General features: G+C 75.7%; 21 protein-coding genes. 11 read left to right on the forward strand and 10 right to left on the reverse strand.

The features are described 5' to 3' along the window. Positions 1-37: 37 nt before the first annotated feature. The 7 genes from OO48_RS12790 (at position 38) to OO48_RS12820 (ending at position 13,281) form a co-directional block, all read left to right on the forward strand. A complete protein-coding gene (locus OO48_RS12790; protein WP_051732095.1) occupies positions 38-3,445 on the forward strand; it encodes a discoidin domain-containing protein in 3,408 nt (1,135 codons plus the stop codon). Positions 3,446-3,586: 141 nt separating this feature from the next. Beyond that, complete coding sequence (locus tag OO48_RS41170; RefSeq protein ID WP_033215402.1) at positions 3,587-4,987, forward strand: DUF1996 domain-containing protein; 1,401 nt, start codon at positions 3,587-3,589, stop codon at positions 4,985-4,987. Between the two features lie 103 nt (positions 4,988-5,090). Further along, complete coding sequence (locus OO48_RS12800) at positions 5,091-5,678, forward strand: hypothetical protein (RefSeq protein ID WP_051732068.1); 588 nt, start codon at positions 5,091-5,093, stop codon at positions 5,676-5,678. Positions 5,679-5,875: 197 nt separating this feature from the next. Continuing rightward, the gene (locus OO48_RS12805) at positions 5,876-6,925 is read left to right on the forward strand and encodes a LacI family DNA-binding transcriptional regulator (RefSeq protein WP_033215404.1); all 1,050 of its coding nucleotides are present in this window, start codon (positions 5,876-5,878) and stop codon (positions 6,923-6,925) included. A gap of 786 nt (positions 6,926-7,711) precedes the next feature. Further along, positions 7,712-8,182 carry a hypothetical protein gene (locus OO48_RS35100; protein ID WP_063830671.1) on the forward strand — a complete coding sequence of 157 codons (471 nt, stop codon included), beginning with the start codon at positions 7,712-7,714 and terminating at the stop codon, positions 8,180-8,182. Between the two features lie 2 nt (positions 8,183-8,184). Then, a complete protein-coding gene (locus OO48_RS35105) occupies positions 8,185-12,009 on the forward strand; it encodes an ATP-binding protein (RefSeq protein ID WP_051732070.1) in 3,825 nt (1,274 codons plus the stop codon). Positions 12,010-12,039: 30 nt separating this feature from the next. After that, entirely contained in the window at positions 12,040-13,281 is a 1,242-nt protein-coding gene (locus OO48_RS12820; RefSeq protein WP_033215406.1) for a tetratricopeptide repeat protein, read from the forward strand. A 19-nt stretch (positions 13,282-13,300) separates the two neighbouring features. Here OO48_RS12820 and OO48_RS12825 read toward each other — a convergent pair whose 3' ends face one another. The 8 genes from OO48_RS12825 to OO48_RS39225 form a co-directional block, all read right to left on the reverse strand. Continuing rightward, the gene (locus OO48_RS12825) at positions 13,301-13,570 is read right to left on the reverse strand and encodes a hypothetical protein (RefSeq protein WP_033215408.1); all 270 of its coding nucleotides are present in this window, start codon (positions 13,568-13,570) and stop codon (positions 13,301-13,303) included. Positions 13,571-13,715: 145 nt separating this feature from the next. After that, positions 13,716-13,952, reverse strand: a complete 237-nt coding sequence (locus tag OO48_RS12830) for a ferredoxin (RefSeq protein WP_033215410.1) — start codon at positions 13,950-13,952, stop codon at positions 13,716-13,718. Next, positions 13,949-15,181: a cytochrome P450 gene (locus OO48_RS12835; RefSeq protein WP_033215412.1), complete on the reverse strand. Its 1,233-nt coding sequence runs from the start codon at positions 15,179-15,181 to the stop codon at positions 13,949-13,951. The genes OO48_RS12830 and OO48_RS12835 overlap by 4 nt, the downstream gene beginning before the upstream one ends. 234 nt (positions 15,182-15,415) lie before the next feature. After that, on the reverse strand, positions 15,416-15,820 hold the full coding sequence (locus tag OO48_RS12840; protein WP_033215414.1) for a RidA family protein: 405 nt from the start codon (positions 15,818-15,820) through the stop codon (positions 15,416-15,418). A gap of 97 nt (positions 15,821-15,917) precedes the next feature. After that, a complete protein-coding gene (locus OO48_RS12845; protein ID WP_033215416.1) occupies positions 15,918-16,733 on the reverse strand; it encodes an ATP-grasp domain-containing protein in 816 nt (271 codons plus the stop codon). Positions 16,734-17,031: 298 nt separating this feature from the next. Further along, the gene (locus tag OO48_RS12850; RefSeq protein ID WP_033215418.1) at positions 17,032-17,538 is read right to left on the reverse strand and encodes a GNAT family N-acetyltransferase; all 507 of its coding nucleotides are present in this window, start codon (positions 17,536-17,538) and stop codon (positions 17,032-17,034) included. A 37-nt stretch (positions 17,539-17,575) separates the two neighbouring features. After that, the gene (locus tag OO48_RS12855) at positions 17,576-18,715 is read right to left on the reverse strand and encodes a hypothetical protein (RefSeq protein WP_157845435.1); all 1,140 of its coding nucleotides are present in this window, start codon (positions 18,713-18,715) and stop codon (positions 17,576-17,578) included. A 285-nt stretch (positions 18,716-19,000) separates the two neighbouring features. After that, positions 19,001-20,521 carry a DUF2252 domain-containing protein gene (locus tag OO48_RS39225; RefSeq protein ID WP_033215422.1) on the reverse strand — a complete coding sequence of 507 codons (1,521 nt, stop codon included), beginning with the start codon at positions 20,519-20,521 and terminating at the stop codon, positions 19,001-19,003. A gap of 139 nt (positions 20,522-20,660) precedes the next feature. Between OO48_RS39225 and OO48_RS39230 the strand changes: the two genes are divergently transcribed. Both OO48_RS39230 and OO48_RS12870 read left to right on the forward strand, forming a co-directional pair. After that, positions 20,661-21,299, forward strand: a complete 639-nt coding sequence (locus OO48_RS39230; RefSeq protein ID WP_245194618.1) for an ATP-binding protein — start codon at positions 20,661-20,663, stop codon at positions 21,297-21,299. Between the two features lie 21 nt (positions 21,300-21,320). Continuing rightward, positions 21,321-21,722, forward strand: a complete 402-nt coding sequence (locus OO48_RS12870) for a pyridoxamine 5'-phosphate oxidase family protein (protein WP_033215424.1) — start codon at positions 21,321-21,323, stop codon at positions 21,720-21,722. A gap of 430 nt (positions 21,723-22,152) precedes the next feature. Here the strand turns inward: OO48_RS12870 and OO48_RS12875 are convergent, their stop codons facing one another. Then, positions 22,153-22,878, reverse strand: coding sequence for a MerR family transcriptional regulator (locus tag OO48_RS12875; RefSeq protein WP_033215426.1), 726 nt, complete (start codon positions 22,876-22,878; stop codon positions 22,153-22,155). A 62-nt stretch (positions 22,879-22,940) separates the two neighbouring features. Between OO48_RS12875 and OO48_RS12880 the strand changes: the two genes are divergently transcribed. Next, a complete protein-coding gene (locus OO48_RS12880) occupies positions 22,941-23,402 on the forward strand; it encodes a DUF6194 family protein (RefSeq protein ID WP_033215427.1) in 462 nt (153 codons plus the stop codon). Positions 23,403-23,447: 45 nt separating this feature from the next. On the opposite strand, the gene OO48_RS12885 is transcribed toward OO48_RS12880, so the two are convergent. Then, the gene (locus OO48_RS12885; RefSeq protein WP_033215428.1) at positions 23,448-24,224 is read right to left on the reverse strand and encodes a methyltransferase domain-containing protein; all 777 of its coding nucleotides are present in this window, start codon (positions 24,222-24,224) and stop codon (positions 23,448-23,450) included. 179 nt (positions 24,225-24,403) lie between these two features. On the opposite strand from OO48_RS12885, the gene OO48_RS12890 reads away from it, so the two are divergent. After that, positions 24,404-25,186 carry a hypothetical protein gene (locus tag OO48_RS12890; RefSeq protein WP_033215430.1) on the forward strand — a complete coding sequence of 261 codons (783 nt, stop codon included), beginning with the start codon at positions 24,404-24,406 and terminating at the stop codon, positions 25,184-25,186. The last annotated feature ends 8 nt before the right edge of the window (positions 25,187-25,194 follow it).

Consider the following 25,194-nt stretch of genomic DNA (forward strand, 5'->3'; position numbering starts at 1 on the left):
CGCCAGCCCCACCCCCTCCGCACCCCCCGTCCGCGCCCTGGCCGCGGCCCTCGCCGCCGCCCTGGTCGCGGCGCTGGTCCTGCTGCTGCCCGCCACCCGCGCCCAGGCCGCGCCCGTCCTGCTCTCGCAGGGCAGGACCGCCACCGCCTCCAGCACCGAGAACTACGGCACCCCCGCGTCCAACGCCGTCGACGGTGACACCGGAACCCGCTGGTCCTCGGCGAATTCCGACCCGCAGTGGCTCCAGGTCGACCTCGGCGCCCCCGCCGCCCTCAGCTCCGTCACCCTGCGCTGGGAGGCGGCGTACGCGAAGGGCTACCAGATCCAGCTGTCCACCGACGGCACCACCTGGACCACCGCGTACACCACCGCCAACGGCGCCGGCGGCACCGAGACCGTCCCGATCACCGGCACCGCCCGCTACGTGCGGATGAACGGCACCGCCCGGGCCACCGGCTACGGCTACTCGCTCTGGGAGTTCCAGGTCTACGGCGCCACCGGCGGCGGCGACCAGGGCTGCACCACCGCGAACGCCGCCAAGGGCAAGACCGCCACCGCCTCCAGCACCGAGAACTACGGCACCCCCGCGTCCAACGCCGTCGACGGCGACGCCGGAACCCGCTGGTCCTCGGCGAATTCCGACCCGCAGTGGCTGCAGGTCGACCTCGGCTCCGCGCAGAGCGTCTGCGGCACCTCGGTCACCTGGGAGAGCGCGTACGCCAAGGCGTACCGGATCCAGCTCTCCACCGACGGCACCACCTGGAACGACGCCTGGACCACCGCCAACGGCGCCGGCGGCACCGAGAAGCAGGACTTCACCGGCACCGCCCGCTACGTCCGCCTGTACGGCACCGCCCGGGCCACCGGCTACGGGTACTCCGTCTGGGAGTTCCAGGTGTTCACCGGCGGCTCCGGCTCCACCGGCACGCCCAGCAACCCGCCGACCAGCCCGCCGCCCACCGGCACCACCCCGCCCGGCAACTGGAACACCGTCTTCACCGACAACTTCGCCGGCAGCAGCGGCAGCGCCCCCTCCGGCACCAACTGGACGGTCCGCACCGGCACCTCCGAGCCCGGCGGCGCCGCCAACTGGGGCACCGGCGAGATCCAGAACGACACCGCCAGCCCCGCCAACGTCGCCGTCGACGGCAACGGCCACCTCAACCTGACCGCCGTCCGCGACGGCGCCGGCAACTGGACCTCCGGCCGGGTGGAGAGCAAGCGCGGCGACTTCGCCGCCCCCGCCGGCGGGCAGCTGCTCATCTCCGCGCAGATCAAGCAGCCCGGCGTCGCCGACGGCACCGGCTACTGGCCGTCCTTCCGCGCCATCGGCGGAGGCGACCGCAGCGGCGGCTGGCCCGGCACCGGCGAGACCGACATCCTCGAGGACGTCAACGGCCGCAGCCAGACCTCCGCCACCCTGCACTGCGGCACCGCCCCCGGCGGCAACTGCAACGAGTACAACGGCATGACCAGCGGACTCGCCTCCTGCCCCGGCTGCCAGAGCGACTACCACACCTACAGCCAGGTCATCGACCGCACGGTCAGCGACGAGCAGATCCGCTGGTACCTCGACGGCCGGCAGATCTGGCAGGTCAACGAGTCCCAGGTCGGCACCACCGACTGGAAGAACGCCGTCGACCACGGTTTCAAGCTGGTCTTCAACCTCGCCATCGGCGGCTCCTTCCCCGACAGCGTCTGCGGCTGCACCACGCCCAGCGCCACCACCACCTCCGGCGGCGCCCTGTCCATCGGCACCGTCACCGTCGCCACCACCACCGGCACCGCCCCCGCGCCGCTCGCCGACCCGCCCGCCGCCACCGGCAAGAACACCGTCAAGGTCACCGGCGGCCAGGGCAACTGGGGCCTGAGCGTCAACGGCCAGCCCTACCAGCTCAAGGGCGTCACCTGGGGCCCGGCCCAGTCCACCGCCGACGCGCACATGCGCGACCTCAAGGCGATGGGCGTCAACACCCTGCGCACCTGGGGCACCGACGCGGCCAGCAAGCCGCTGCTGGACGCCGCCGCCGCGTACGGCATCAAGGTCGTCAACGGCTTCTGGCTCAACCAGGGCGCCGACTACGTCAACGACACCGCCTACAAGACCAGCACCCTCGACTCCGTCAAGCAGTGGGTGGCCACCTACAAGGACCACCCCGGCACCCTGATGTGGGACGTCGGCAACGAGGTCATCCTCACCACCCAGGACCACGCCTACAACGGCGCCACGGTGGAGCAGGAGCGCGTCGCCTACGCCAAGTTCGTCGAGCAGGTCACCCAGGCCATCCACGCCGTCGACCCCGACCACCCGGTCACCTCCACCGACGCCTACACCGGCGCCTGGCCGTACTACAAGCAGTACGCCCCGAGCCTCGACCTGCTGGCCGTCAACTCCTACGGCGCGGTCTGCAACGTCAGGCAGGACTGGATCAACGGCGGCTACACCAAGCCGTACATCGTCACCGAGTCCGGCGACGACGGCGAGTGGGAGGTCCCGAACGACGCCAACGGCGTCCCGACCCAGCCCACCGACACCCAGAAGCGCGACGGTTACACCAGGGCCTGGAACTGCGTCTCCGGCCACACCGGCGTCGCGCTCGGCGCCACCATCTTCAACTACGGCACCGAGAACGACTTCGGCGGCACCTGGTTCAACCTGATCCCCGGCGGCTGGAAGCAGCCCGCGTACTACTCCGTCGCCAAGTCCTACGGCGGCAGCGCGCAGAGCGGCAACACCCCGCCGGTGATGCCGAACGTCACCCTCAGCAGGACCTCCGACGTCCCGGCCGGCGGCACCTTCACGCTCAACTCGCCCGCCACCGACCCCGACGGCGACCTGGTCCGCTACCAGCTGTACTACAGCTCCAAGTACGTGGACGGCGGCACCGGCTTCAGCCAGGTCCGCTTCACCCAGACCGGCGACGGCCAGTTCACCGTCACCGCGCCCAGGACCCTGGGCGTCTGGAAGGTCTACGTCTACGCCTACGACGGCCACGGCAACGTCGGCATCGAGTCCAAGTCCTTCCGGACCGTCGCCCCGACGCCGAGCGGCACCAACGTCGCCAAGGGCAGGACCACCACCGCCTCGACCTACCAGGCCGTCGGCAACGGCGCCCCCTACCCGCCGTCCAACACCACCGACGGCAACTGGTCCACCCGGTGGGCCAGCGAGTGGGCCGACCCGCAGTGGCTCCAGGTCGACCTGGGCCAGACCACCTCGTTCAAGCACGTGCAGCTCGGCTGGGAGTCCGCGTACGGCAAGGCGTACCAGATCCAGACCTCCAACGACGGCACCAACTGGACGACCGTCTACACCCAGGCCAACGGCACCGGCGGCATCGACGACATCGACGTCAACGGCAGCGGGCGCTACGTCCGGGTCACCATGACCCAGCGCGGCACCGCGTACGGCTACTCGATGTACGAGTTCGGCGTCTACGCCTGACGACCGCCCCGGCGGAGGGACGTCCGGGCCGTGCCACCGGACCGGACGCCCCGCCCACCCCCCACAGACCCCCGGTGCCGCGCGGCAGGGAGCGCCGCGCGGCACCGGGCCCCCACCCACCCTTCCTCTTCCGGAGGTCCGATGAAACACCGCACGTCGCGCGGCGCGCCCCACCGCACCGCGCTCGCCGGCGCCGCCGCCGCGATCCTCGCGGCCGGCGCCCTCACCGGCGGCGTCCTCACCCAGCAGGCGGTCGCCGCGACCGACCCGCTGATCAGCCAGTCCAAGCCGGTCACCGCCTCGTCCGTGGAGAACGCCGGCTTCCCCGCCGCGGCCGTCGCCGACAACAACCTCGCCACCCGCTGGGCCAGCGCCTGGACCGACTCCCAGTGGGTCCGGATCGACCTGGGCGGCACCGCCAGCATCAGCCACGTCGAACTCGACTGGGAGGCCGCGTACGCCAGCGGCTACCAGGTGCAGACCAGCAACGACGCCACTAGCTGGAACACCCTCTACACCAAGGCCAACGGCACCGGCGGCACCGAGCAGATCGACCTCGCCGGCAGCGGACGGTACATCCGGCTGAACCTCACCAAGCGCGGCACCCAGTACGGGTACTCGCTGGAGGAGTTCAAGGTCTACGGGCAGGTCGCCACCCCGGGCGGCGCGGGCTACGTCCTGGCCAACCCCCAGGTCACCGGCGCCACCCCGGCCACCGGCAACCCGCCGCACGCCTACTTCCACGAGTTCCAGGCCAACTGCACCGCCACCCACGACCTGCCCGACGACCCGATCGTCTACCCGGGCAAGCCCGGCGCCTCCCACATGCACACCTTCATGGGCGCCCTCAACACCAACGCCAACTCCACGCTGGAGTCGCTGCAGGCCAGCACCACCAGCTGCCTCGCCCCCGGCGACAAGTCCGGCTACTGGATGCCCACCATGTACGACGGCAGCACCCCCGTCGACCCGGTCGGCCTGCAGACCATCTACTACAAGAGCGGCATCAACGACTACACCGCCGTCCGCCCGTTCCCGGCCGGCCTGCGGTTCGTCGTCGCCAGCCCCACCGACAGCGCCACCGACTTCACCACCCACCCCGGGTACGTGGCCGGCTGGGAGTGCGGCAACAGCTACCGCACCTCCGACCTGCCCACCGAGTGCCCCGGCGGCGGCCAGCTCAACATCCGCTTCCAGGCCCCCAGTTGCTGGAACGGTCTGTACCTGGACACCCCCGACCACAAGAGCCACATGGCCTACCCGATCGAGGGCGTCTGCCCGGCCGACCACCCGGTCGCGCTGCCGATGATCGAGTTCAAGATGGCCTTCCCGGCCAACCTGGACCACCTCGCCCAGCTCCACCTCTCCAGCGGACGGGGCTTCTCCTTCCACTACGACTTCTTCAACGCCTGGGACGCGCCCACCCTGGCCGCACTGGTCGACCACTGCATCGTCGGTGGCCTGCAGTGCAACGCCCGGGGCTACGACGAGACCCTCCCCAACCGGGGCGCGGCGCTCAACGAGCAGTACCTTCTGCCGTAAGCACCGAGCCGTAGCCCGAACGCGGAACCCCGGCCCCGCCGCCACGGGCCCCCACGTCCGGCGGCGGGGCCGGCCCGCGCCCCACCCCCACGGAGGACCACCGATGAGGCTTCGCCGCACCGCCGCGCTGCTCCTGCTCCCGCTCCCGCTGCTCGCCGCCGCCGGATGCGGATCAGGCGCCGGTACCGGTACCGGCACCGACGCCGCGCCCCCCGCCGCGAGTTCGCCCGCCGCGCCCGCGCCCGCGCCCAGCGCGCCCGACCGGCCCTCCGACGCCACCTCGATGATCTGCAACCCGTACTTCCGGCAGGAACTCGCCGGCGCCCTCGGCACCGACGTCACCCAACCGCTCGCCCCCACCTGGGAGAAGCGCGTCTACAGCTGCGCCTACCACTACGCCGGCGGCACCATGACGCTCTCCGTCAAGGAACTCCCCGACGCCGTCACCGCGCTCGCCCAGTACGACGGACTGCGCGGTAGCGCCGGCGCCGTCACCGACCTCAACGGCCTCGGCGAGGCCGCGTACAAGCGCGCCGACGGCACCACCGTGGTCCGCAAGGACAGCTTCGTGCTCACCGTCGACGTCGCCGAGCTGCCCGAGACCTTCGGCACGCCCCCGCGCAGCCGCGCCGACGTCGCCGTGATGACGGCCACCACCGTGATGATCTGCTGGCAGGAGCACAGCTCGTGAGCGGACGCCCGCTTCCGCTGGGCCGCGACCGGGGGAGCGCCCCCGGTCGCGGCCCCGGTCGCGCGCCCGTTCCGGCGCTCGGCCAGGCACCCGTCCGCACCCCGGAACGGGCGCCCGGGCGCGCCTTCGAACCCGGTTCGGACCAGGGGGCGGAACGCGCTGGGAGAGCGCTCTCCGAGCGTGCTATAAAGGGCCCCATGAGCAGCGAAGCCCTCAAGCGCGCCAGCACCCTGGAGGACGTGGCGCGGGTCGCGGGCGTCTCCAGGGCCACCGTCTCCCGCGTCATCAACGGCGTCCGCAACGTCGACCCCGCCATCCAGGAGGCCGTCCGCCAGGCCATCGCCCGCACCGGCTACGTCCCCAACAGCGCCGCCCGCTCGCTGGTCACCCGGCGCACCGGAGCCCTCGCCCTGGTCATCTCCGGCAGCGACGCCCCCGAGACCCCCGACCACCACGTCGGCGGCGAGATCTTCGCCGACCCGTTCTTCGGACGCGTCGTCAGCGGCGTCTTCACCGGCCTGCGCCCGCTCGACCTGCACCCCGTCCTGATGCTCGCCGACAGCGCCGAAGCCCGCGACAAGGCGCTCACCTACCTCCGGCAGGGCAACGCCGACGGCGCCATGGTCGTCTCCACCCACAGCCGCGACCCGCTCCCCGCCCAGCTGCTCGCCGCCGGCATCCCCACCGTCCTGTTCGGCCGTCCCCCGACGCCGCTCTCGCTCTCCTGCGTCGACCTCGACAACCGCGAGGGCGGCCGGATCGCCGCCGACCACCTGCACGCCCGCGGCCGCCACCGCGTCGCCGCCATCTCCGGCCCGCTCGGCGTCCGCGCCGCCCGCGACCGGCTGTCCGGCTTCCGGGAGGCCATGGCCGACCACGGCATCCACCAACTCCCGCACGTCGAAGGGGACTTCACCCGCGAGGACGGTGAGCGCGCGATGGCCTCGCTGCTGCGCCGCTACCCCGACCTGGACGGCGTCTTCGCCGCCAACGACCTGATGGCGCAGGGCGCGCTGGCCGTCCTCGCCGAGCACCGGCGCCGCGTCCCCGAGGACATCGCGGTGATCGGCTTCGACGACTCCTCCGCGGCGACGGCCGGGCGGCCCCACCTGACCACCGTCCGCCAGCCGGTCGAGGAGATGGCCGCCGAGATGACCCGCGTCCTGCTCGACCACCTCGCCCGGCCCGGCCGCGCCGCCACCACCGTCCTGTTCGAACCCACCCTGATCGAGCGCCAGTCCGCCTGAACGGCGGCCGGCGCCTCCGGGCACGGCCCGCCCGCGTCATCGATCCCCGACGTCATCCGCCCCGGCAGCGGCTGCCGGTGCCGGTGCCGGTGCCGGTCCTTGGCCGGTCCTGGCCTGGCCTGGGCGGATGCTCTCGCTGTCGACGAACGACGACGACGCCGCCGACCTGCTCACCGCGCTCGCCCCGCCGCCCGGGCCTCCCCGAGCCCTCCTGCCCCGACCCCGTCGGCTGGGAGCGCACCGAGAACCCCTTCCACCCGGAGGACCACGTCCCGGTCGGGATCCGCACCGTCGACGGCGTTCCCGAGATCGCCGAGGACGACCAGCGCGCACCCTGCTCCGCCGCGGCACCGCGCTCGCCCTGGTCCTGCGTCCCTCGCCCCCGGGCGCTGCACCACCGGCGCCGCCGGGACGGGCGCGACCTGCCGTCTCCACCCGATCCGCCCCGGCCGGAACCGGCACCGCCCCGACCTCGACGGCCGCCGGCTCGAAAGCTCGCCGGCACCGACGTCCGCCCGCCTCCTCCCGCTCACGCCCGCCCGGTGGCGCGGGCTGCGCCCCGGCCGGCGGATCACCGTGCACGAGGGGAGTCCGGCGGTCGCCACGGGCGTCGTCCCGGAGGCCCGCCGCGTCCGCGAACCCGCTCGGACCCGCCCGCGACCACCGAAATCACCCATCCGGCCCCGACCGGCCCGGGCCGGGCTAACCTGGTTCGGAACGGGCGGAGTTGGGCCGGCGGCCGGCGGCCGAGGGCCGCCCGCCGGAGCGGAGTCGGGAGGACGGATGTTGGCCGAGTCACTGACGGCGCTCGCCGGCGCGGGGGCCAGCGCGCTGATCGGCGCCATGGCCACCGACCTGTGGCAGGGCGCCCGCAGCGGGGTGGTCCGGCTCTTCGGACGGGGCGGCGAGGCCCGCGGGGAGGCGATCGGCGCGCAACTCGACGAGGACGCCGCCCTCGTCGGCCGCGCCGAGCCGGCCGCCGTGGACGAGATCCGGACCGAACTGCTGCCCGTGTGGCGCCGACGGCTGCTCCTGCTGCTGGAGGAACACCCCGACTCCGAGGACGAGTTGCGGGAACTCGTGGCCCGCGTCCAGGACGGCCTGCCCGCCGGACACCAGGTGTGGACGCAGTCGAACACCGCCCGCGACCACGGCACCCTGTTCGCCGTGCAGGGCGGCAACCTGCACTACCACCAGACGGCCGGGAGGCAGGTGCCACCGCCCGCCGACGAGGAGGGCGCGGACGGGACCGGCTGACCGTGGACCTCCCCGACGAGGTCCACCAGCAGGTCCGCGCCGTCGCCGGCTTCGCCTACGGCGCGATCGGCGCCGACATCCACGTCTTCGGCGACGGCACCCCCGTCTACCTGCTGTACGCCCGCGACCCCCGCGGCGGCGCCGACGGCCTGCGGCGGGACTCCGCCTGGCTGCGCGCCCAGCCCAGCAGGATGCTCGACGCCCGCAGCGAGATCGTGGAGTTCACCGGCCGCGAGGCCGAGTTGGACCGGCTGCGCGCGTGGCGCGACCAGCCCGCGCGGACGGCCGTGCGGTGGCTGCACGGACCGGGCGGCGCCGGCAAGTCCCGCCTCGCGGCCCGCTTCGCCGCCGAGTGCGCCGACACCGGCTGGCTGGTCGTCGACGCCGTGCACGGCACCGACACCCACCCGCCCGCCGAGGGCAGCCAGGACCTGCGCACCGACCGCCGCGCCGGGGTGCTGGTCCTCGTCGACTACGCCGACCGCTGGCCCGACGCCCACCTCGCCTGGCTCTTCCACAACGGCCTGCTGCGCGGCCAACTCCCCGCCCGGGTCCTGCTCATCGCCCGCTCCGTGCGCCCCTGGCCGGCCCTGCGCGCCCAACTCGGCCGCCTCCGGCGCCCCACCGACCTCTCCGACCAGCCGCTGGACCCGCTGGCCGACTCCGGCCACCAGGGGGAGCGCGCCCGGATGTTCGAGGCCGCCCGCCGGGGCTTCGCCGCCCACTACCCGGACCCCGACGCCCTCGAAGCCCTCCGCCCGCCCCACCAGGACCTCGCCCGCCCCGAATTCGGGCTGACCCTCGCCGTCCACATGGCCGCGCTCACCGCCGTCGACGCCCGCGCCGCCGGCCGGGAACCACCCGGCGACCTCGCCGGGATGACCGCCTACCTCCTCGACCGCGAGCACGAGAACTGGCGCCGCCCCGACCCGCGCACCCCGGGTGCCCCGGACGCCGCCGCCGACGACCGCCGCGGCCTCGACCTCGCCCGCACCGTCTTCACCGCCGTCCTCACCGGCCCGATGCGCCGCGACGCCGCCCGTCCCCTGCTGGACCGCCTCCTGCTGCGGACCCCGGCCGACCACGCGCTGACCGCCCACGCCGTGCACTACCCGCCCACCGACCCGGCGGCCGCCAACGTCCTCGAACCGCTGCTCCCCGACCGGCTCGCCGAGGACTACCTCGCCCTCACCCTCCCCGGGAGCCCCGTCACCGGATACCCGACCGACCTGTGGTCCGTCACCGGCACCACCCGCATCCTCGGGCGCGACGGAGCGGCCGCACCGCCCTGGACCCCCCGCGCCCTCACCTTCCTCGTCGCCGCCGCCGAACGCTGGCCGCACGTCGGCCCCGCCGTCCTCTTCCCGCTGCTGCGCCGCGACCCCGCCCTCGCCGTCCGGGCCGGCAGCGCCGTCCTGGCCGCGCTCGCCGCCCTCGACCCCGTCGACCTCGACGTCCTGGAGGCCGTCGAGCCGCTGGCGTCCCCGCGCGACGTACGGGTGGAGAGCGGCGCCGCCGCCCTGGCCGCGCGCCTCGCCACCCACCGCCTCGAAACGGCCACCGACCCCGTCCGGCGGGCCCGGCTCCTGACGGACCTGGCCGCCGCCCACCTCAGGGCGGAGCGCAGGAACGACGCGCTGGCACTCGTCGAGGAGGCCGTGCGGCTCACCCGGGCGGCCGCCCGGCAGGACCCGGCGCACCGGCCCCGCCACGCCGCGGCCCTGCTCCGCCTGGGCGGCCTCTTCCCCGGGGAGATCGGCGCCGAGCGCCAGGCCGCGCTGCTCCGCGAAGCCATCGGCCTGCTGGAGCAGGACCCGGCGGACGACACGGCCCCGGTCTCCCTGGTCCAGGCGCACACCCGGCTCGCCCTCGCCCTCCAGCAGACCGGGGACACGGCGGCCGCCCACGCGTCCGTGGCCGAGGCGCGACGGCTCCTCGACGGGATCCTGGACCGCGACCCCCTGCGCTACCTGGCCCTGGCCACGGACGTGAACCACCTGGAGGCGGTGCACGGCTACCTGCTGGCCGAGTCCGGGCGCTCGGCGGAGGCCGCCGAGGGCGCCGGCCGGACGGTGGAGTTCCTGACCGGGATGGCCCGCCTCCACCCGGCCGGCCACGGGGAGGGACTCGCGGACGCCCTGCACGTCCAGAGCCTGCACCTGTGGGACGCCGGACGGCACGCCGAATCCGTCGACGCGCTCCTGAAGTCCGTCCGCCTCCACCGCCAACTCGCCGAGGTGGACCCCCGCTTCCGGCGCCCCCTCGCCGCCCGCCTCGACGAGGCCGCCGCCAAGCTCATCTCCCTGGAACGGCACGCCGAGGCCGCCGCGGTCGCCGAGGAGAGCCTCGCCCTGCACCGCGAGCGCCTCGCCCGCCTGCCGGACACCGCCGACGGCCGGGACGCCGCCGAAGCCGAACACCGCGCCATCGGCACCGCGCTGCACTACCTGCGGACGCGGCGCGGCGCCGACCGCCTCGCCTGGGGAACGCCGGCCGAGATCGACGCGGCGGCCGAACGGCTGGTCCGGGCCGCCGACCCGGCGGGGCTCTGGGACCTCATGCGGGCGGTCCCCGTCACCGACGCGCTGCGGATCGCCCACCGCCACCCGCCCGCGCACTGGGCCCCGCCCGAGGACCCCCGCGGCCTGGTCGCCCGGCTCACCGCGCGGCGCCACCGCCCGCGGGCCGCCGAGCGCACGGCCCGCGCCGCCGCCGAGTCGGCCGTCTGGCACCTGCCCGGGCGCGGCGGCCGGGAGACGGCCGGCCCGACCGGGGCCGGACCGCTCTCCTTCGCCCCCGGCGGGCCGGGGCGGGCGCCGGTCATGGCCCGGGAGACGCGCCTGCCCGGCGGGACGGACCCCGACGGCGCGACCGCCACCCGCATCGACGTGTACGACCTCGGCTCCCGCTCGGTGCTCTGGTCCGCCGACCACCGCAGGACCGGCCCCGCCGCCGTGGCCTGCCTCGGCGCCGACGCGGTCCTCGCCCTGCGCCCGCGGCCGTACCGGGCGGGCCCGGAACTCGTCCGCTACGGGCCGTCCGGGGCGGAGGTCCTCGCGCACGGCCCGGCCCTCGACGGGGCCCGGCTCCTCGCCACCGCGCACGTGTTCGCCGTCCTGCCGCGGGGCACGACGGCCGCCCTGATCGGCACGCACGACGGCCGGCCGGAGCAGGTCGACCTGTACGACCGCCTCGGTCTGGAGCAGGTCACCGTCCACGCCCTCGACCCCTCCGGCGAACTGCTGCTGCTGGCGGACCGGCACCGCGTGCTCCTCGCCGACGCCGCGCTGCGGCCGCTGTCGGCCGACGGCTGGTGGCGGGTGCCCGAGCAGCACGGCACGGTCGAGTCCGCGGTGTTCCTGTCGTCCGAGGAGTTCGTCACCGCCGCGTCGACCGGCGGCGCCTACCTGTTCCAGCGGGAGTCCGACCGGGTCGCAGTGACCGCCTGGCACGTCGGGCCGCCGCTGGAGGACCTGGTCGCCGTCCCCGGGTGGCGCGTCGTCGCCGGCCGCTCCCGCGACGGGGCGCGGACGCACTTCCACGACGCGGTCGCCCTCGCCCCGGTACCGGCGCCGCGCCCGCTCGCGGGAGGGCCGCGCGGACGGGCGCCGCTCCCGCCGGCCGCCCCGCCCGGAGGCCGCCACGTGGTCCACGGCTCGACCGTGCACGACCTCGGCGACCCGCTCTCCTTCGCGGACCGGCCGCTCGCCTCGCTCACCCCGGCGGACCTGCGACTCCTCGGCGCCCACCTCGACCGGGGGAGGGCGCCGTCGGCCGCGGTCCGCGAACTGCTGGAACTCGTACGGGACCTCGCGTCCCCCGTCTGACCGCCACCGAGGCAGGGAGAGTGACCGCCGGTGTTCCGCCGCAGACGCCCGAAGGGCACCCCGCAGACCCCCGAAGGGGCGACGCCCCCCGAGGCCCCCGACGCCCCCGAGGCCCCCGACCGCTCGGACCGGCCCGACCGCTCGGACCGGCCACCGGGCCCCTCGCCGGAGTCCGGCGGCCCGGAGGACCCGCTCGACCTCCAGCTGGACGCGCACGACGACGGGCCGGAGATCCTCGGCGCGGACAGCGTGCTGGGCCTGCGCGACAGCCTGCTCGACGCGCAACGGAGGCTGGGCCCGGGCCACCCCGACGTCCTGCGGTTGCGCCACAACTACGCCTACCTCCTGTACGCCTGGTCGGCCGCCGCCCCGCCCGGCGACACGACCATGCAGGACCGGGCGATCCCCCTGTTCCTGGTCAACCTGGACCACCAGACGGCGGCCCTCGGCCCGTGCGCCGACGACACCCTGCTGACCCTGGACGCGATCGGGAGCGCCCACCTCTCGGCGGGCCGCCCGACCGAGGCCCTCCCGTACCTGCGACGGGCCCTGGAGGGCAGCGAACCGGGCTCCGACCGCGACGAGGAGCGGATCCTCGACCGCCGCGAGAAGCTGTCGGACGCCTACGCGGCGGCCGGCGACACCGAGCGGGCGACCGCCCTGCTGGAGGAGACCGTGGCCGGCAGCAGGCGCCTGCTGCCGCCGGGCGACGAACGGCTGGCGGCCCGCAAGCAGAAACTGTTCTCCGCCTACCACCGGGCGGGCCGGCCCGAGGCCACCGCGCTGTGCCGGGAGATCATCGCCGACAAGGAGCGCTTCTACGGCCCGGACCACCTCAGCACCTACATCTGGGTGGACAACCTGGCCCACCTGCTGCACGACGCCGACGACCTCGACGGGGCGATCGCCTGCTACGAACGGGTCGTCCGCGGCTTCGAACAGATCCACGGGCCCGACAGCGACGCGATCGCCTACCGCTACCACAACCTCGCGATCGCCCACCTGGAAGCCGGCCGCCCGGAGACGGCCCTGCCCTACCTGAAGGCGTCCCTCGCCGCGCGCGAACACAGCCGGGGCCTCGACGACCCGGGCACCCTGGACGCCCTGATCTCCCTCATCTCCGGCTACGACCAGGCCGGCCGGCTCCCCGAGGCGATCGCGGCGACCGAACGGCTGGTCGCGGACCTGGTCCGCGTCGGCGGCCCGCAGCACCCCAAGCTCCCCGAGGTGCACGCCTACCTGGCGGAACTCAGGCGCGCCGCCTCCGGCTAGCCGGGTCCGGCCGAACGGTTCAGCCGCCGTTCCGGGCGATGGTGATGATCTGGTAGACGATGAAGGCCGTCGCCCCGGCGCTCAGCAGCATGATCAGCGGGCCCATCTTGCGGTGCTCGCCGAGCACCAGGAAGGCGCGCGCGTCCTGGCCCTTGCGGGCCAGGTCCTCGACGACCGCGCGGTTGCGGGCGGTGTAGTGGGTGGCGACGCCGCGGAAGTCCACGAACAGCGCCAGGCCGAAGCAGAAGAAGCCGAGCGGGAACAGGCCCAGCAGGATGAAGATCAGCACGGCGGTGAGGATGGCAGCGGGCGACGGCCGCCGTCCAGGGGGTTTGGCCGAAGTTTTACCGAGTGACGCCCCGTCAGGCGCGGGGCCGGGTCCGCGCGGTCGGGCCCCGGCGGCCGGGTGGCGGCCGCCGGGACGGCGGGGGCGGTCACCAGGCGGGGGCGATCAGCTCCCCGGTGGCGGCGTCGCGGACGGTGATGGCCTCGACGGGGCACATCTCCGCGGCCTCGGTCAGCTCGGCGGAGCCCTCGGTGGCCGGACGGGCGGGCGCCGCGCGGCCGTCGGGGGAGAGGACGAGGTCGGCGGGGGCGGTGCGGGCGCACAGGCCGCTGCCGATGCAGCGGACCCGGTCGACCGCGACGACCAGCTGCGGGGCGTCGCTCACCAGGCCACCTCCAGGCGCAGCGGGCTGCGGGTGAGCAGGCCGGTGCGCCACTCGATCCGGTCGACGGGGGTGGCCAGGCGCAGTCCGGGCAGGGCGCGGGCGAGGTGGTGCAGGCCGAGTTCGAGTTCCATCCGGGCCAGCCAGGCGCCCAGGCAGTGGTGCGGTCCGGCGCCGAAGGTCAGCGATGGGGTGCCGAGCGGGGCGAACAGGTCGAGCGGGCCCGGCGGGTAGACCTCCGGGTCGGCGTTGGCGGCCGTGGTGTCGGCGGCGACGACCGCGCCCGCCGGGATGACCACTCCGCCGATCTCCACGTCCGCGGTGGCCCGGCGCAGTTGGCCGGGCGCGTTGGTGCGGTCGCCGAGCGGGACGGTGCGCAGGATCTGCTCGGTCGCGGCGACCGCCGCGGCGGGGTCCTCGCCGATCCGCCGCCAGGCCCCGGCGGCCGCCCCCGGGTGCTCGGCGCGCCGCGGATCGAGCAGGTACACCAGGGCGTTGCCGAAACTCGTCATGGTGGTCTCGTGCCCGGCGATCACCAGCCCGATGGTGAGCGAGGTGATCTGGGCCTCCGTCATCTCCCCGGTCTGGTCGGCGGCCCGCACCAGCGAACTGACCAGGTCCTCGCCCGGGTTCTTCCGGCGCTCCAGCACCAACTGGTGCCCGAACTCGCCGAACTCCCGGATCGCCGCCGCGATCTCCTCGGCGCTGTACGCCGTGGTCGACAGCGCGTGGTCGCTCCAGTAGCCGAGCCGGTCGGTGTCCAGGCCCTCCAGCTCCATCAGCCGGCTGATCACCCGCACCGGCAGCGGCTTGGTGAGCGACTCCACCACCTCGGCCGGCGAACCGGACGCGACCAGGCCGTCCACCAGTTCCCGCACCACCCCGGCCACCCAGGGCCGCCAGCGCTCGATCGCCCGTGGCGTGAAAGCGCGTTGGACGGTGCGGCGGATGGCCTGGTGGCCGGGGCCGTCGCTGTTCAGGATCGAGGACGGGTCGTCCAGGATGTTCGGCGTCAGCACGGTCGGCGGGGCGTCCGGCGCGTACAGCGAGGCCCGGCCCAGGGCCGGGTGGGCGAGCGCCTGCCGGACGTCCGCGTGCCGGGTCAGCACCCACACCGGTGTCCCGGTCGGCAGCACGGCCTGCCGGGGCGGGCCGGCCTCGCCCCGCAGCAGGCAGTGCAGCGGCACCAGCGGTTGCGGGTCGGCGGATCCGGTGGTCGCGTCAGTGGTCATCCGTCCTCCTGGCAAGACACCTGCGGCTCCGAGGGCGCGGCCGGACGGCAGCCCCTCGCCTCCGACCGTATGCGGCCGCCCGGCCCGCGAGTAGGACGCAAACCAGCCACCGGCGGACCGACCCGCACTCCAACGGGCGTTCGGGAGGAGGACGTTCGTGCGAGCCGGTGGCGTACCACCGGCCCGCGCGGGTGCGCACCGGCCCGCACCGGCGGCCCGGGTGGTCCGGGCGGCTCAGTCGGCGACGACGGCCAGCGCCTCGATCTCGATCAGCACGTCCGGCCGGAACAGCGCCGCGACCTGGACGGCCGAACTCGCCGGCGGCCGCGCGGTGTCCACGTGCTCGTCGCGGGCCTTGCGGACGGCGGGCAGGTACGCCACGTCGGTGACGAAAACGGTGAACTTCACGACGTCCGAGAACCCGGCCCCGGCCGCCGCCAGGCAGCGGCGCAGGTTCTCGAACACCTGCCCGGCCTGCGCCTCCGGGTCGCCCGCGCCGACCAGTTCGCCCCGCTCGTCGAACGCGACCTGCCCCGAGACCTGGACCAGCCGGCCCGTCCCGGTGACCACCTGCGTGTAGCCGGTGCCCGGCGCGACGCCCGGCGGCTCGGTGATGTGGGTGAGGTGAGAAGTGCTCATGGCGCCCATCCTCACCCCCGCCGGGCGCCGCACGCACCCGACTTTCCGGTGGGCGGCGCTGCTCGGCGCGGCTCGGCGGGGGTGCGGCGCGGGCGGGTCAGCGGACGACCTCGGGCAGCGGGCGCACGAACGGGCGGTCGGCGGGCGGGAGTTCGGCGAGCGGGCCGGCCGCGCGCAGCACCACGTCCAGCACGGCGTCCGGGTCGCAGGCGTAACCGCCGCTCGCCCAGGCCGCGTTGGCCTCCACGACGGCCCAACCCGCCCCGGTGCGGCCCAGGTCGACCACGGCGGCGCTCGGCAGCGCGGCGGGGCCGACCGACGCGGCCAGCACGTCGGCGGCGAACGCCGACAGCCCCGTTCCGTCCCGGCCGGCCGACTCGTGACCGGCCACCGCGAGTCCACCGTCCAGGGCGTAGCGGGACGCGGCCCGCACCGCGCCGTCCAGGACGAACAGGCGGTACTCGACCTCGAACCGGACCACCTCGCTGACCAGCACCGGAGTGCCGCCGTCCAGCAGTTCGGGCCCGGGCAGGGCGGCGCCGTCCGGGTACACCCGGGCGGCGAAGTGCTTGTCGGCCGGGGCCTTCACGAACGCCGGACCGGACAGCCGGCGCGCCTGCGCGAGCGTCGTCAACTCGACCCGGCGGCCGGTCGCCTCGCGCGGCAGCGCGGCCAGCCAGCCGTCGGACGGCTCCAGCGGAGCGAGCCCCAGCTCCCGCCCGACCGCGTCGGCGAACAGCGGCCCGCCGTACAGGTGGACCCGCTCCCCGAGCAGCTCCTGCGGGGCGCGCCACGAGGGCGCGGTGAACGCCCGCAGCCCGCGCCGCCCGGCGGCGGTGCGCAGTTGCAGGCCGGTCCCGTTGATCCGGGGCGCGAGGAGCAGGGTGGCGGCGGTACCGGCGGTGGCGGACATGCCGGTGATCCTGCCGGACCGCGGCCGTCCCCGGCCAGGGGTTTGCGACCGGCGCGGCCGGGGGCTTCCGGCGGGACGGGGTCAGCCGGCGGACGGCCCCGACGTGCGGCGGGCGTCGCGCAGGGGCGGCCGTTCAGGCTCCCCCTCGGCCTCCAGCAGCGCGATCAGCTCGCCGACCGGCCACGGGGTGCGCCTCGCGCACCGGCGGGTATCGCTCGTCGTCCGTGCGGCGGGACGGCGGCAGCGCACCCGCCCGGCCCGCATCCGGGGACCGCGCCGCCGACCCGGGGCGGGAGCCTCACAGCTCGCGGCGCATCACCAGGCGCGGCCACCGGTCCAGGCCGTGCGCCGCCTCTCGGGCGCGGACCTCGCGCAGGCCGGGGCCGAGGGCGTCGTCCGGCACCGGGCGGAAGCCGCAGCGGGCGTAGTAGGGGGCGTTCCACGGGACGTCGGCGAAGGTGGTGAGCGTCAGCGCCGGCACGCCCCGGGCCCGGGCCAGCGCGGCCAGGTGCTCCAGCAGGGCCCGCCCGACGCCCCGGCGGGCGTGCGCGGGGTGCACCGAGACCTGCTCGACGTGCAGCGCGCCGTCGATCCGTTCGGCGATCAGGTAGGCGATCGGGCGGTCGGCGCCGTCCACCGCCACCCAGGCCAGCCCGGCGGCCAGGAACGGCGCCAACTCCGCGGCGGAGAACGGCTCGTCGTCCGCGATCTCGGGCATCCCGACCTCGCGGAAGCAGGCTCCGGCCGCCCGCTCGACCTCCTGCAGCTGCGGCACTTCCCCGGCCCCGGCCTCACGTATGCGCATCACCCCATTGTGCGCGAGCGCGGCCCGGACGGTGCGGTCAGCGCTCGTTGCCGTCGTGGACGCGCTCCAGGACCTTGGGCGGCAGGTTCTCGTCGACGCCCGTGCCGACCACGACGATCATGTACTCGTCGTCCGCCCACAGGCAGGTGATGTCCTTGCGGGCCCGGGTCCGCGCGCTGTCGTCCGGGTCGTAGGAGTCGCAGTACATCTTCCCGCCGATGTCCGACTTGACGAGGTGCGGGGCGTCGTCGTCGCCGGCGGACGAGGAGACCAGCACCTCCAGCTTGTTCTGGAACGTCGGGCTGGACTTGCCGATCACCACGTTCCAGCGCTCCTTGCGGTCGTTCCCGTTGATCGGGTCGTCGGCCTCGACCTCCGGCACCGAGCCGTACACGGCCCCCTGCACGTCCCGCACGCCCATCTTGGTCATGCTGGAGCTCATGTCCTCCCACTCCGGGAAGCCGCCGTCCGCCGAACTGGCCCGCATCTTGTCCCCCTCGACCGAGCCGGGCAGGGTCGGGACGCTGTCGCTGCCGAACAGGGTGCTCCCCAGCAGGATCAGGCCGCCCACCACCACGACGGCGCCCACGCCCAGGGCGATCCGCTTGCGCTTGGCCAGCACGGCCGGGTCGACCGGCGGCCCGGCGGGCGGCAGGCCGGGGTAGCCCGGGTAGGCGGGCGCACCCGGCGGCGCCACCGGCGGGGCGGGCGGAGCCGGCGGCGCGGCGGGGGAGGGGATCACCGGGGCCGCCGGGGCGTCGGCGGGCGCGGGTCCGAAGCCGGGCGCCGGTCCGAAGCCGGGCGCCGGTCCGAAGCCGGGCCCGGCCGCGGGGGCCTGCTCCAGCACCGGCGCGGGGCCCTTCGCCAACGAGGGCGCGACCCCGTCCGCCAGGGTGCCCCCGTCCGCCGCGCCGCCGCCCGGGCGCAGCGACCGGGCCAGCACCGCGTTGAAGCCGAGCACCTCGTCGACGGCCCCGACGAGCGCGGCGCGGGCCGCGGCGTCCTGCGGGGCGGCCTCGGCCGCCGTCAGCGCCTGCTGCCAGCGCGGCAGGCGCTGCAGTTCGTGGCGCACCCGGGCCACCGCCTCCGCGTCCAGGCCCGCCCGGGCAGTTCCGTCCTGCTGTACCAGCGCGTCGACCACCACATCGGCCGACACGGCCCCGTCCCCCGAAACCATCGTCAATCTCCTGTCCCAGCTCTTGTGTTCGGCCACCAATGTGGCAGCACCCGGTCATCCGCCGCGACGGCGCACGGGAATGGAGACGGAACCGCAACCAGGGCGGTTGCGGTCCGGACGGTGACGATCCGCCTTTCCCACCCGGGCGGCCGGACGTTCGCACACCCGCGCGCCGGAGCGCCCGCGGCTCGAACGCCCGTACGCCGCGCGGCTCGTGGGGCGGGGTGCCCGTTCCGGGCGCCCGGAACGGGCAGCCGTTCCAGACAGCCGTTTCAGGCGCCCGGTTCAGACGGCCGGCGCGGGTTCCGCCGCGAGGCGGCCGGCGCGGATCGCCGCGAGCAGCGCCGCGTGGTCGGCCTCCGACTGGTCGGCGTAGGCGACCGCGAACCGGGAGACCGCGTCGTCCAGGCGCTCGTCCTTGCCGCAGTAGCCGGCGATCAGCGCCGCGTCCGCGGTGTGGGCGTGGGCCCGGGCCAGCAGCGCGCCGGTGAGCCGGCCGTAGTCGTCCAGCTGGGCGGAGGTCAGCGCGGCCGGGTCGACACTGCCCTTGCGGTTGCGGAACTGCCGCACCTGGTACGGCAGTCCGGCGACGCTCGTCCAGCCCATCAGCGGGTCCGACACCACCTGCATGCGCTTCTGCCCCAGCACCACCCGGCGTCCCTCGTGCCCGCCCCCGTCCGGCACCGGGAACCCGGCCCGCACCAGGTGCGGCAGCAGCACCGACTCCCTGGCCTCCTTCACCTGCAGCACCAGCGGCCCGCCCCGGCGGTCGGTGAGCAGCACCACGTACGAGCGGGTGCCGACACTGCCGGTGCCCACCACCCGGAACGCCACGTCCTGCACCCGGAACCGGGCCAGCAGCGGGTGCAGCTCCGTCGGGACGGTGTGCCGGTACTGCGCCAACGATCCTGCCACCAGCTCGGCCTGACGATCCGTCACCTCACTGAGGATCGGCGGAGCCGCGGCGAACCGCCAACCCCCGTCCTCGGTGCGGACGGTGGAGCGCGACGCGAACTTCGCCCCGGTGTTGCGCAGCGCCTTCGCCGAGACCGCCGCCAGCAGCTCGCTCAACTCGTGCGCGCCCGCGAACTCCACCAACTGGTGGTCAGCGATGGCGTCCCAGGCGTTCCAGGCGTCCAGCGCCGGCAGCTTCGCCAGCTGCCGCACCGTCCGCCGGTACGTCGCCGCCGCGTCGAACGCCGCCTGCCGGCAGGCCGATTCGTCCGCGCCGGCCTGCCGACCGGCCAGCACCAGGCTGGCCGCCAGCCGCTTCAGGTCCCACTCCCACGGGCCGGAGACGGTCTCGTCGAAGTCGTTCAAGTCCAGCGCCAACCGGCCCCTGGCGTCCCCGTACAGGCCGAAGTTGGCCGCGTGCGCGTCCCCGCACAGCTGCGCCGCGACGCCGCTCGCCGGGGTGGTCGCCAGGTCGTGCGCCATCAGGCCCGCCGAGCCGCGCAGGAACGCGAACGGCGAGGCCGCCATCCGGCCCACCCGCAGCGGCACCAGGTGCGGCAGCCGGCCGGCGTTCGCCGACTCCACCGCCGCGACCACCTCCGGGCGGGACGCCGAGAGCACCAGCCGCCCGTGCGACTCCAGTGGCACCCGCTCGCGCAGCAGCTTGCCGCGCCGCTTCGGGCCCTCCGCGAGCGCGATCCCCTCCAGCTCCAGCAGCGCCGCCGACGGGCGGGCCGGCACCGCGGCGGGGTCCCCCGCGAACCCGTCCACGGCGAACTCCCGTGACGGCCGACGGGGTTCCGCCCCCTCGACCGCGCCAGAGCCCTCCGTCCACGCCTCCACCACCGACACCGGAACTCCCCTCCGAACCCGGCGGGGGCCGCCCCCACCAGCGGTGACGCTACCGCCCCCGGCCGCCGCCACCACGCCCGGGTCCGGCCGACGGCCCGCGCCCGGCCCGCCCCCTCTCCGCCTCCGGCAGGATGGGGGCGTGCCGAACAGTTCCCCGGAAGAGACCCCCGACCGCGCGGACGCCCGCCGCCCCGACACCCCCGCACCGGTCGTCCGGGTACCGACCGGCCTGGTGATCCTCGTCGGCCCACCCGCCTCGGGCAAGACCAGCTTCGTCCGGGCGCTGATCGCCCGCGGACAGATCGACCCGGAAGCCGTGGTCTCCAGCGACGAGATCCGCGCGGAACCGCCCGCCGCCCCCGCCGCGGACGCGCAGACCGACCCCGACGCGGCGGACGCCCGGATCTTCGGGGAACGCGACCGCCGGATCGCCGCCAGGCTCGCCACCGGTCGCGGCGCGATCGCCGAGTCGACGAACGTCACCCCGCAGGCCCGCGCCCGGCTCATCGCCATCGCCAGGCGCTTCGGCGCCCCGGTGACGGCGCTGCGGTTCGCCCCGGACCTCGCCGACCTCCTGCGGCAGCACGCCGAACGGGGCCGCCCCGACCTCACCGCCGAGGACGTCCGCGCCTACGCCGCCGTCATGGCCCGAGAAGCCGGGGCCGACCGGCTCCGCGCCGAGGGCGCGGACGCCGTCCACGACGTCCCCGGCCGCCGCCAGGCGGTCACCCCCGCCGAGGCCGCCGCCCGGTTCTCCTTCCTCCCGCACCCGTCCTGACGCGGCACTAGCATGCGGACCATGGCACACGACATCCACCACCTCGACCCCGACTACCTCGCCTTCTGGCGCGAGTACCAGCTGTGCACCCTCACCACGCTGCGCCCCGACGGCACCCCGCACGTCGTCCCGGTCGGCGCGACCTTCGACCCCGAGACCGGCACCGCACGGGTGATCAGCAGCCGGGAGAGCCGCAAGGTCCGCAACGTGCTCGCCGCCGGCGAGGCCGGGCAGCGGGTCGCCCTCTGCCAGGTCGACCGGGCCCGCTGGGCCACCCTGGAGGGCCGGGCCGTGGTCCGGCAGGACGCCGCCTCCGTCGCCGACGCCGAACGCCGCTACGCCGAGCGCTACCGGCAGCCCCGGGAGAACCCCGATCGGGTGGTGATCGAGATCGCCGTCGACCGCGCCCTCGGCCGGGCCTGACGGACCGTCGGCGAACGGGACCGCCGGGCCGGCGCGACCCGCAGGGGCGGGTGCGCCCGGCGCCCGGCCCTGCCGCGTTCCGCGCCCCCGTCCGCCCCGGTGCCCGAGTGCGCCCCCGCCCCGCCGGGCGCCGGACTTCGCCGGTCGATCGTGCCGGGACCGCCCGGTGCGTCCGCCGCGCCCGGAGGGGAAGCGGAGGCCCGGGTGCGAAGTGCTCGTCGTCCTGCCGCCGCCACCGCCCGAGAGGTGCCCGGCGGCGCTCGCCGAGGCGATGGAGTCCTACTCCGCCGTGGAGGGCAGGTGCGACGCTCAGGGCCCGAACGGCGCCCCCTGGGCCGGGGAACCGCGCGCCACCGGGGCACTTGCCCCCGGACGCCGTGGTCCTCTCCGTGTCCTGCCACTGCGTCCTGCCACTGCCGACCGGCCCGGTTCAGCCCTCGGCCCGGGTGAGGGACAGCACCGCGCCGAGCTCGGCGGCGCCCTCCAGCAGGGCCAGCGAGCGGGCGGTGAGACCCGCGTCCCGGGCCGCCAGCGCCGCCGCGACGTCCGCCGCCCCGCGCGCGCCGCGCAGCTCGGGCAGCAGGGTGCGCAGCGGTGCGATCCGGTGCCCGGCCAGGCGCAGTTGGTGGACGATCCGGGCGTCGCGGACCTGGGCGGGGGAGTAGCGCCGGGTGCCGCGCAGCGGGTCGCGGTCGGGGACGACGAGGCCCTCGGCGTGCCAGTGCCGCAGCGTGGAGGGGCGCACGCCCAGGGCGGCGGCGAGTTCGGCGACGCCCATCGCGTCCGAGGCGCGGACCTCGCCGATCGGCTCGTCGGCGATCGCCCCGGCCGCCTCCCGGGCCAGCCGCAACCGGGCCCGCTCCGCGTCCAGCCGGGCGTGCGCCGCGTCGAGCAGGGCCAGCGCCTCCGCCAGGGGCGGCCGGTGGAAGGCCCGGACGATCCGCTTGGCCTCGACCGGCCCCGCACCCGCCGCGAGCGCCCGGTAGGCCAGCGCGGAGTGCAGGTGCACCTCCGTGTGGACCCGGTACCCGGCCGGGGTGCGCGCCGCCGGCGGGAGCACCCCGTCCCGTTCCAGGTTGCGGACCTGCTGCACGGAGCACCCGGCGCGGCGCGCCACGTCCACCGTCCGCAGCACCCCCGAGTTGAGACTTCTCACCCGGAATCCCGCCTCTCGACCGCCGAAGTCTCCACAAGCGCGTGAATGCCAGGCTAGAGCACATGACCATCGACGAGATCATCGGCTTCGTGGACGGCCTCGACGGCGTCCTGACCCTGCGCCCCGCCCCCGGCGACGGCACCCCGGAGATCAGCTGGGGCGACGCCTTCTTCTACTACGCGCCCGACGGCACCGTTCCGAAGACCGGCCAGCCGTTCGCGACGGTGGTCACCAAGGACCACCCCGGCGACCGGGCCTCCCGCCTGGACCGGCCGGGCGCCTTCCGGGTGAACATCGCCGCCGGGAAGGAGGAGACCGCCCGGCGGACCGGTCGGCGGACCGGCCGCGAACCGGCCGCCGGAGCGGACGACACCGTGATCGCCCACCCCGTCTACGCCGCCGCCGGCTGGCTGGCGGTGGTCAACCCGGCCGAGCGCACCGCCGAAGACGTCCGCGAACTCCTGCGCACCGCGCACCGCTCGGCCCGCACCCGGTACGAGCGGCGGACCCGGCCGGCGGAGTGACGGCGGCGGCCCGGAGCGGCCGGACCGGACGGACGGGCGGCGCCCTCAGGCCCGCGCCGTGACCACGTGGAAGGTGACGGCGGCCAGGAAGTGGCCGGTGGCCAGGTGGGTGAGCCAGCGGTCGGCGTCGTCGGGGGAGAAGTAGCCGGCCGCGACCGCCCGGTTGGTGACGCGCTGCAGGCCCAGGACGCGGTCGGCGGCGGAGACCTCCCGGAAGACCGGCGTCAGCGGCCGCACGTCCACCACCTCCAGGCCGGACTCGGTGGCCAGCCGCGGCAGTTGGCTGCCGATCCGGGCGTTGCGCACCGCCTGGTCGGTGACGTACCGGGTGTACGCGGCGGTCAGCGCGGCGTCCGGATGGTCGACGGTCAGCGTCCCCCAGTCCGGCTCGCCCAGCACCAGCAGCCCGCCCGGCCGCAGCACCCGGCGGGCCTCGCGCAGCGCCAGCGCCGGATCGGCCACGTGCTGCAGCACCCGGTCCGTCCTGGCCCGGTCGCAACTCCCGTCCGCCAGCGGCAGTTCGTGCAGGTCGCCCAGTCGGACGTCGACCTGCGGCAGGTGCCCGGTCCGCTCGGCGGCGGTGTCCACCGCCTCCCGGTCGTGGTCCACCCCCAGCACGGTGCCCGCCGGGCCGACCGCCTCGGCCAGCACCGACAGGTCGGTGCCCGGCCCGCAGCCCAGGTCGACCAGCGTCTGCCCGCGTTCGACCGCCAGCGCCGCCAGCATCACCGATTTGTACTCCCGGCCGAGTTCGGAGACGGCCAGCCGGTCCAGGTAGGCGATCGGATCGGGCGGCACGGACTCGAACACACGGGAGGTCATGCCGGGCAGTCAATCAAACCAGCCCCCGTCAGGGAAGATCCCGGCACCTGCCGGGGGCCGCGACAAGGGGCGCACGCCGTCCCGAAGGGCGCACCCCCGCCCGGTCCGGAAACCCGAGTGCGACGGCGCACCCCCGTCCGCCATGATGCGGTACGCCGACGAACGGAAAGGAGAGCCCGGTGTCCTCGTACGACGTGCTCGTCGTCCTGCCCCCGATGCCGCCCGCACAGTACCGCGAGGCCGCGGTCGCCGCCCTCCGGCCCTACTTCAGCGAGCTGGAGGTGCCCGAGTACCGCGACTACCAGCCGGAGGACCCGAACGACGAGTACTGGGTGCGGGCGAACCGGGAGCGCGGCATCATCCCGGACCGGGACGACGTCAGCTGGGCCGAGGTCGCCCACGCGATGAACACCTGGACGGGCAACGCCCCGGGCCACGGCAGCCACCTCTACGTCGACGAGGCCGGACGCGGCTACTTCCTCACCACCCGCAACCCGCGCGGCAAATGGGACGGCCTCGGCCTGCGCCTGGGCGGCCCGCGCCTGCTGCACCGGCCGGACGCCGCGCAGAACCCGCTGCTGATCAGGTACGACGGCTACGGCGACGTCCCCGCCGACCGCGACCCGCTGCTCGGCCTGCCCGACCGCTGCGACGGCGGCCCGCGCGGCCTGCTCGACTTCGAGGCGCTGCGCGCCACGCACGAACGCCTCGCCGCCGAGCACCACGACGCTCGGACGGCCGGCCGCCCCGCCCCGTCCCACCGGCCGTTCCGGTTCACCGACGACCGGGCCCGGAACACCGCACTGGCCCGCGCCAACGCGGTGCCCGGGTACGCCCTGCTGCGGCTGGACGGCAGCTGGACCGACAAGCACGACGACGCCGACTACCTGGCCGACGCCAACGCCTACCTGGACGCCCTCGACCCGGACACCGTGCTGCTCGACGTCTCCTGCCGCTGCTGACCGGCCGG

The sequence above is a fragment of the Kitasatospora phosalacinea genome (assembly GCF_000716545.1).
GTDB classification, from domain to species: domain Bacteria; phylum Actinomycetota; class Actinomycetes; order Streptomycetales; family Streptomycetaceae; genus Kitasatospora; species Kitasatospora phosalacinea.

Coding starts and splice junctions, on each gene's coding strand:
- OO48_RS12840 (WP_033215414.1), bottom strand. CDS start 15,820: ATGAGCACTTCTCACCTCACCCACATCACCGAGCCGCCGGGCGTCGCG.
- OO48_RS41170 (WP_033215402.1), top strand. CDS start 3,587: ATGAAACACCGCACGTCGCGCGGCGCGCCCCACCGCACCGCGCTCGCC.
- OO48_RS12845 (WP_033215416.1), bottom strand. CDS start 16,733: ATGTCCGCCACCGCCGGTACCGCCGCCACCCTGCTCCTCGCGCCCCGG.
- OO48_RS12855 (WP_157845435.1), bottom strand. CDS start 18,715: ATGGTTTCGGGGGACGGGGCCGTGTCGGCCGATGTGGTGGTCGACGCG.
- OO48_RS12880 (WP_033215427.1), top strand. CDS start 22,941: ATGACCATCGACGAGATCATCGGCTTCGTGGACGGCCTCGACGGCGTC.
- OO48_RS12870 (WP_033215424.1), top strand. CDS start 21,321: ATGGCACACGACATCCACCACCTCGACCCCGACTACCTCGCCTTCTGG.
- OO48_RS12800 (WP_051732068.1), top strand. CDS start 5,091: ATGAGGCTTCGCCGCACCGCCGCGCTGCTCCTGCTCCCGCTCCCGCTG.
- OO48_RS12885 (WP_033215428.1), bottom strand. CDS start 24,224: ATGACCTCCCGTGTGTTCGAGTCCGTGCCGCCCGATCCGATCGCCTAC.
- OO48_RS12805 (WP_033215404.1), top strand. CDS start 5,876: ATGAGCAGCGAAGCCCTCAAGCGCGCCAGCACCCTGGAGGACGTGGCG.
- OO48_RS12850 (WP_033215418.1), bottom strand. CDS start 17,538: ATGCGCATACGTGAGGCCGGGGCCGGGGAAGTGCCGCAGCTGCAGGAG.
- OO48_RS12835 (WP_033215412.1), bottom strand. CDS start 15,181: ATGACCACTGACGCGACCACCGGATCCGCCGACCCGCAACCGCTGGTG.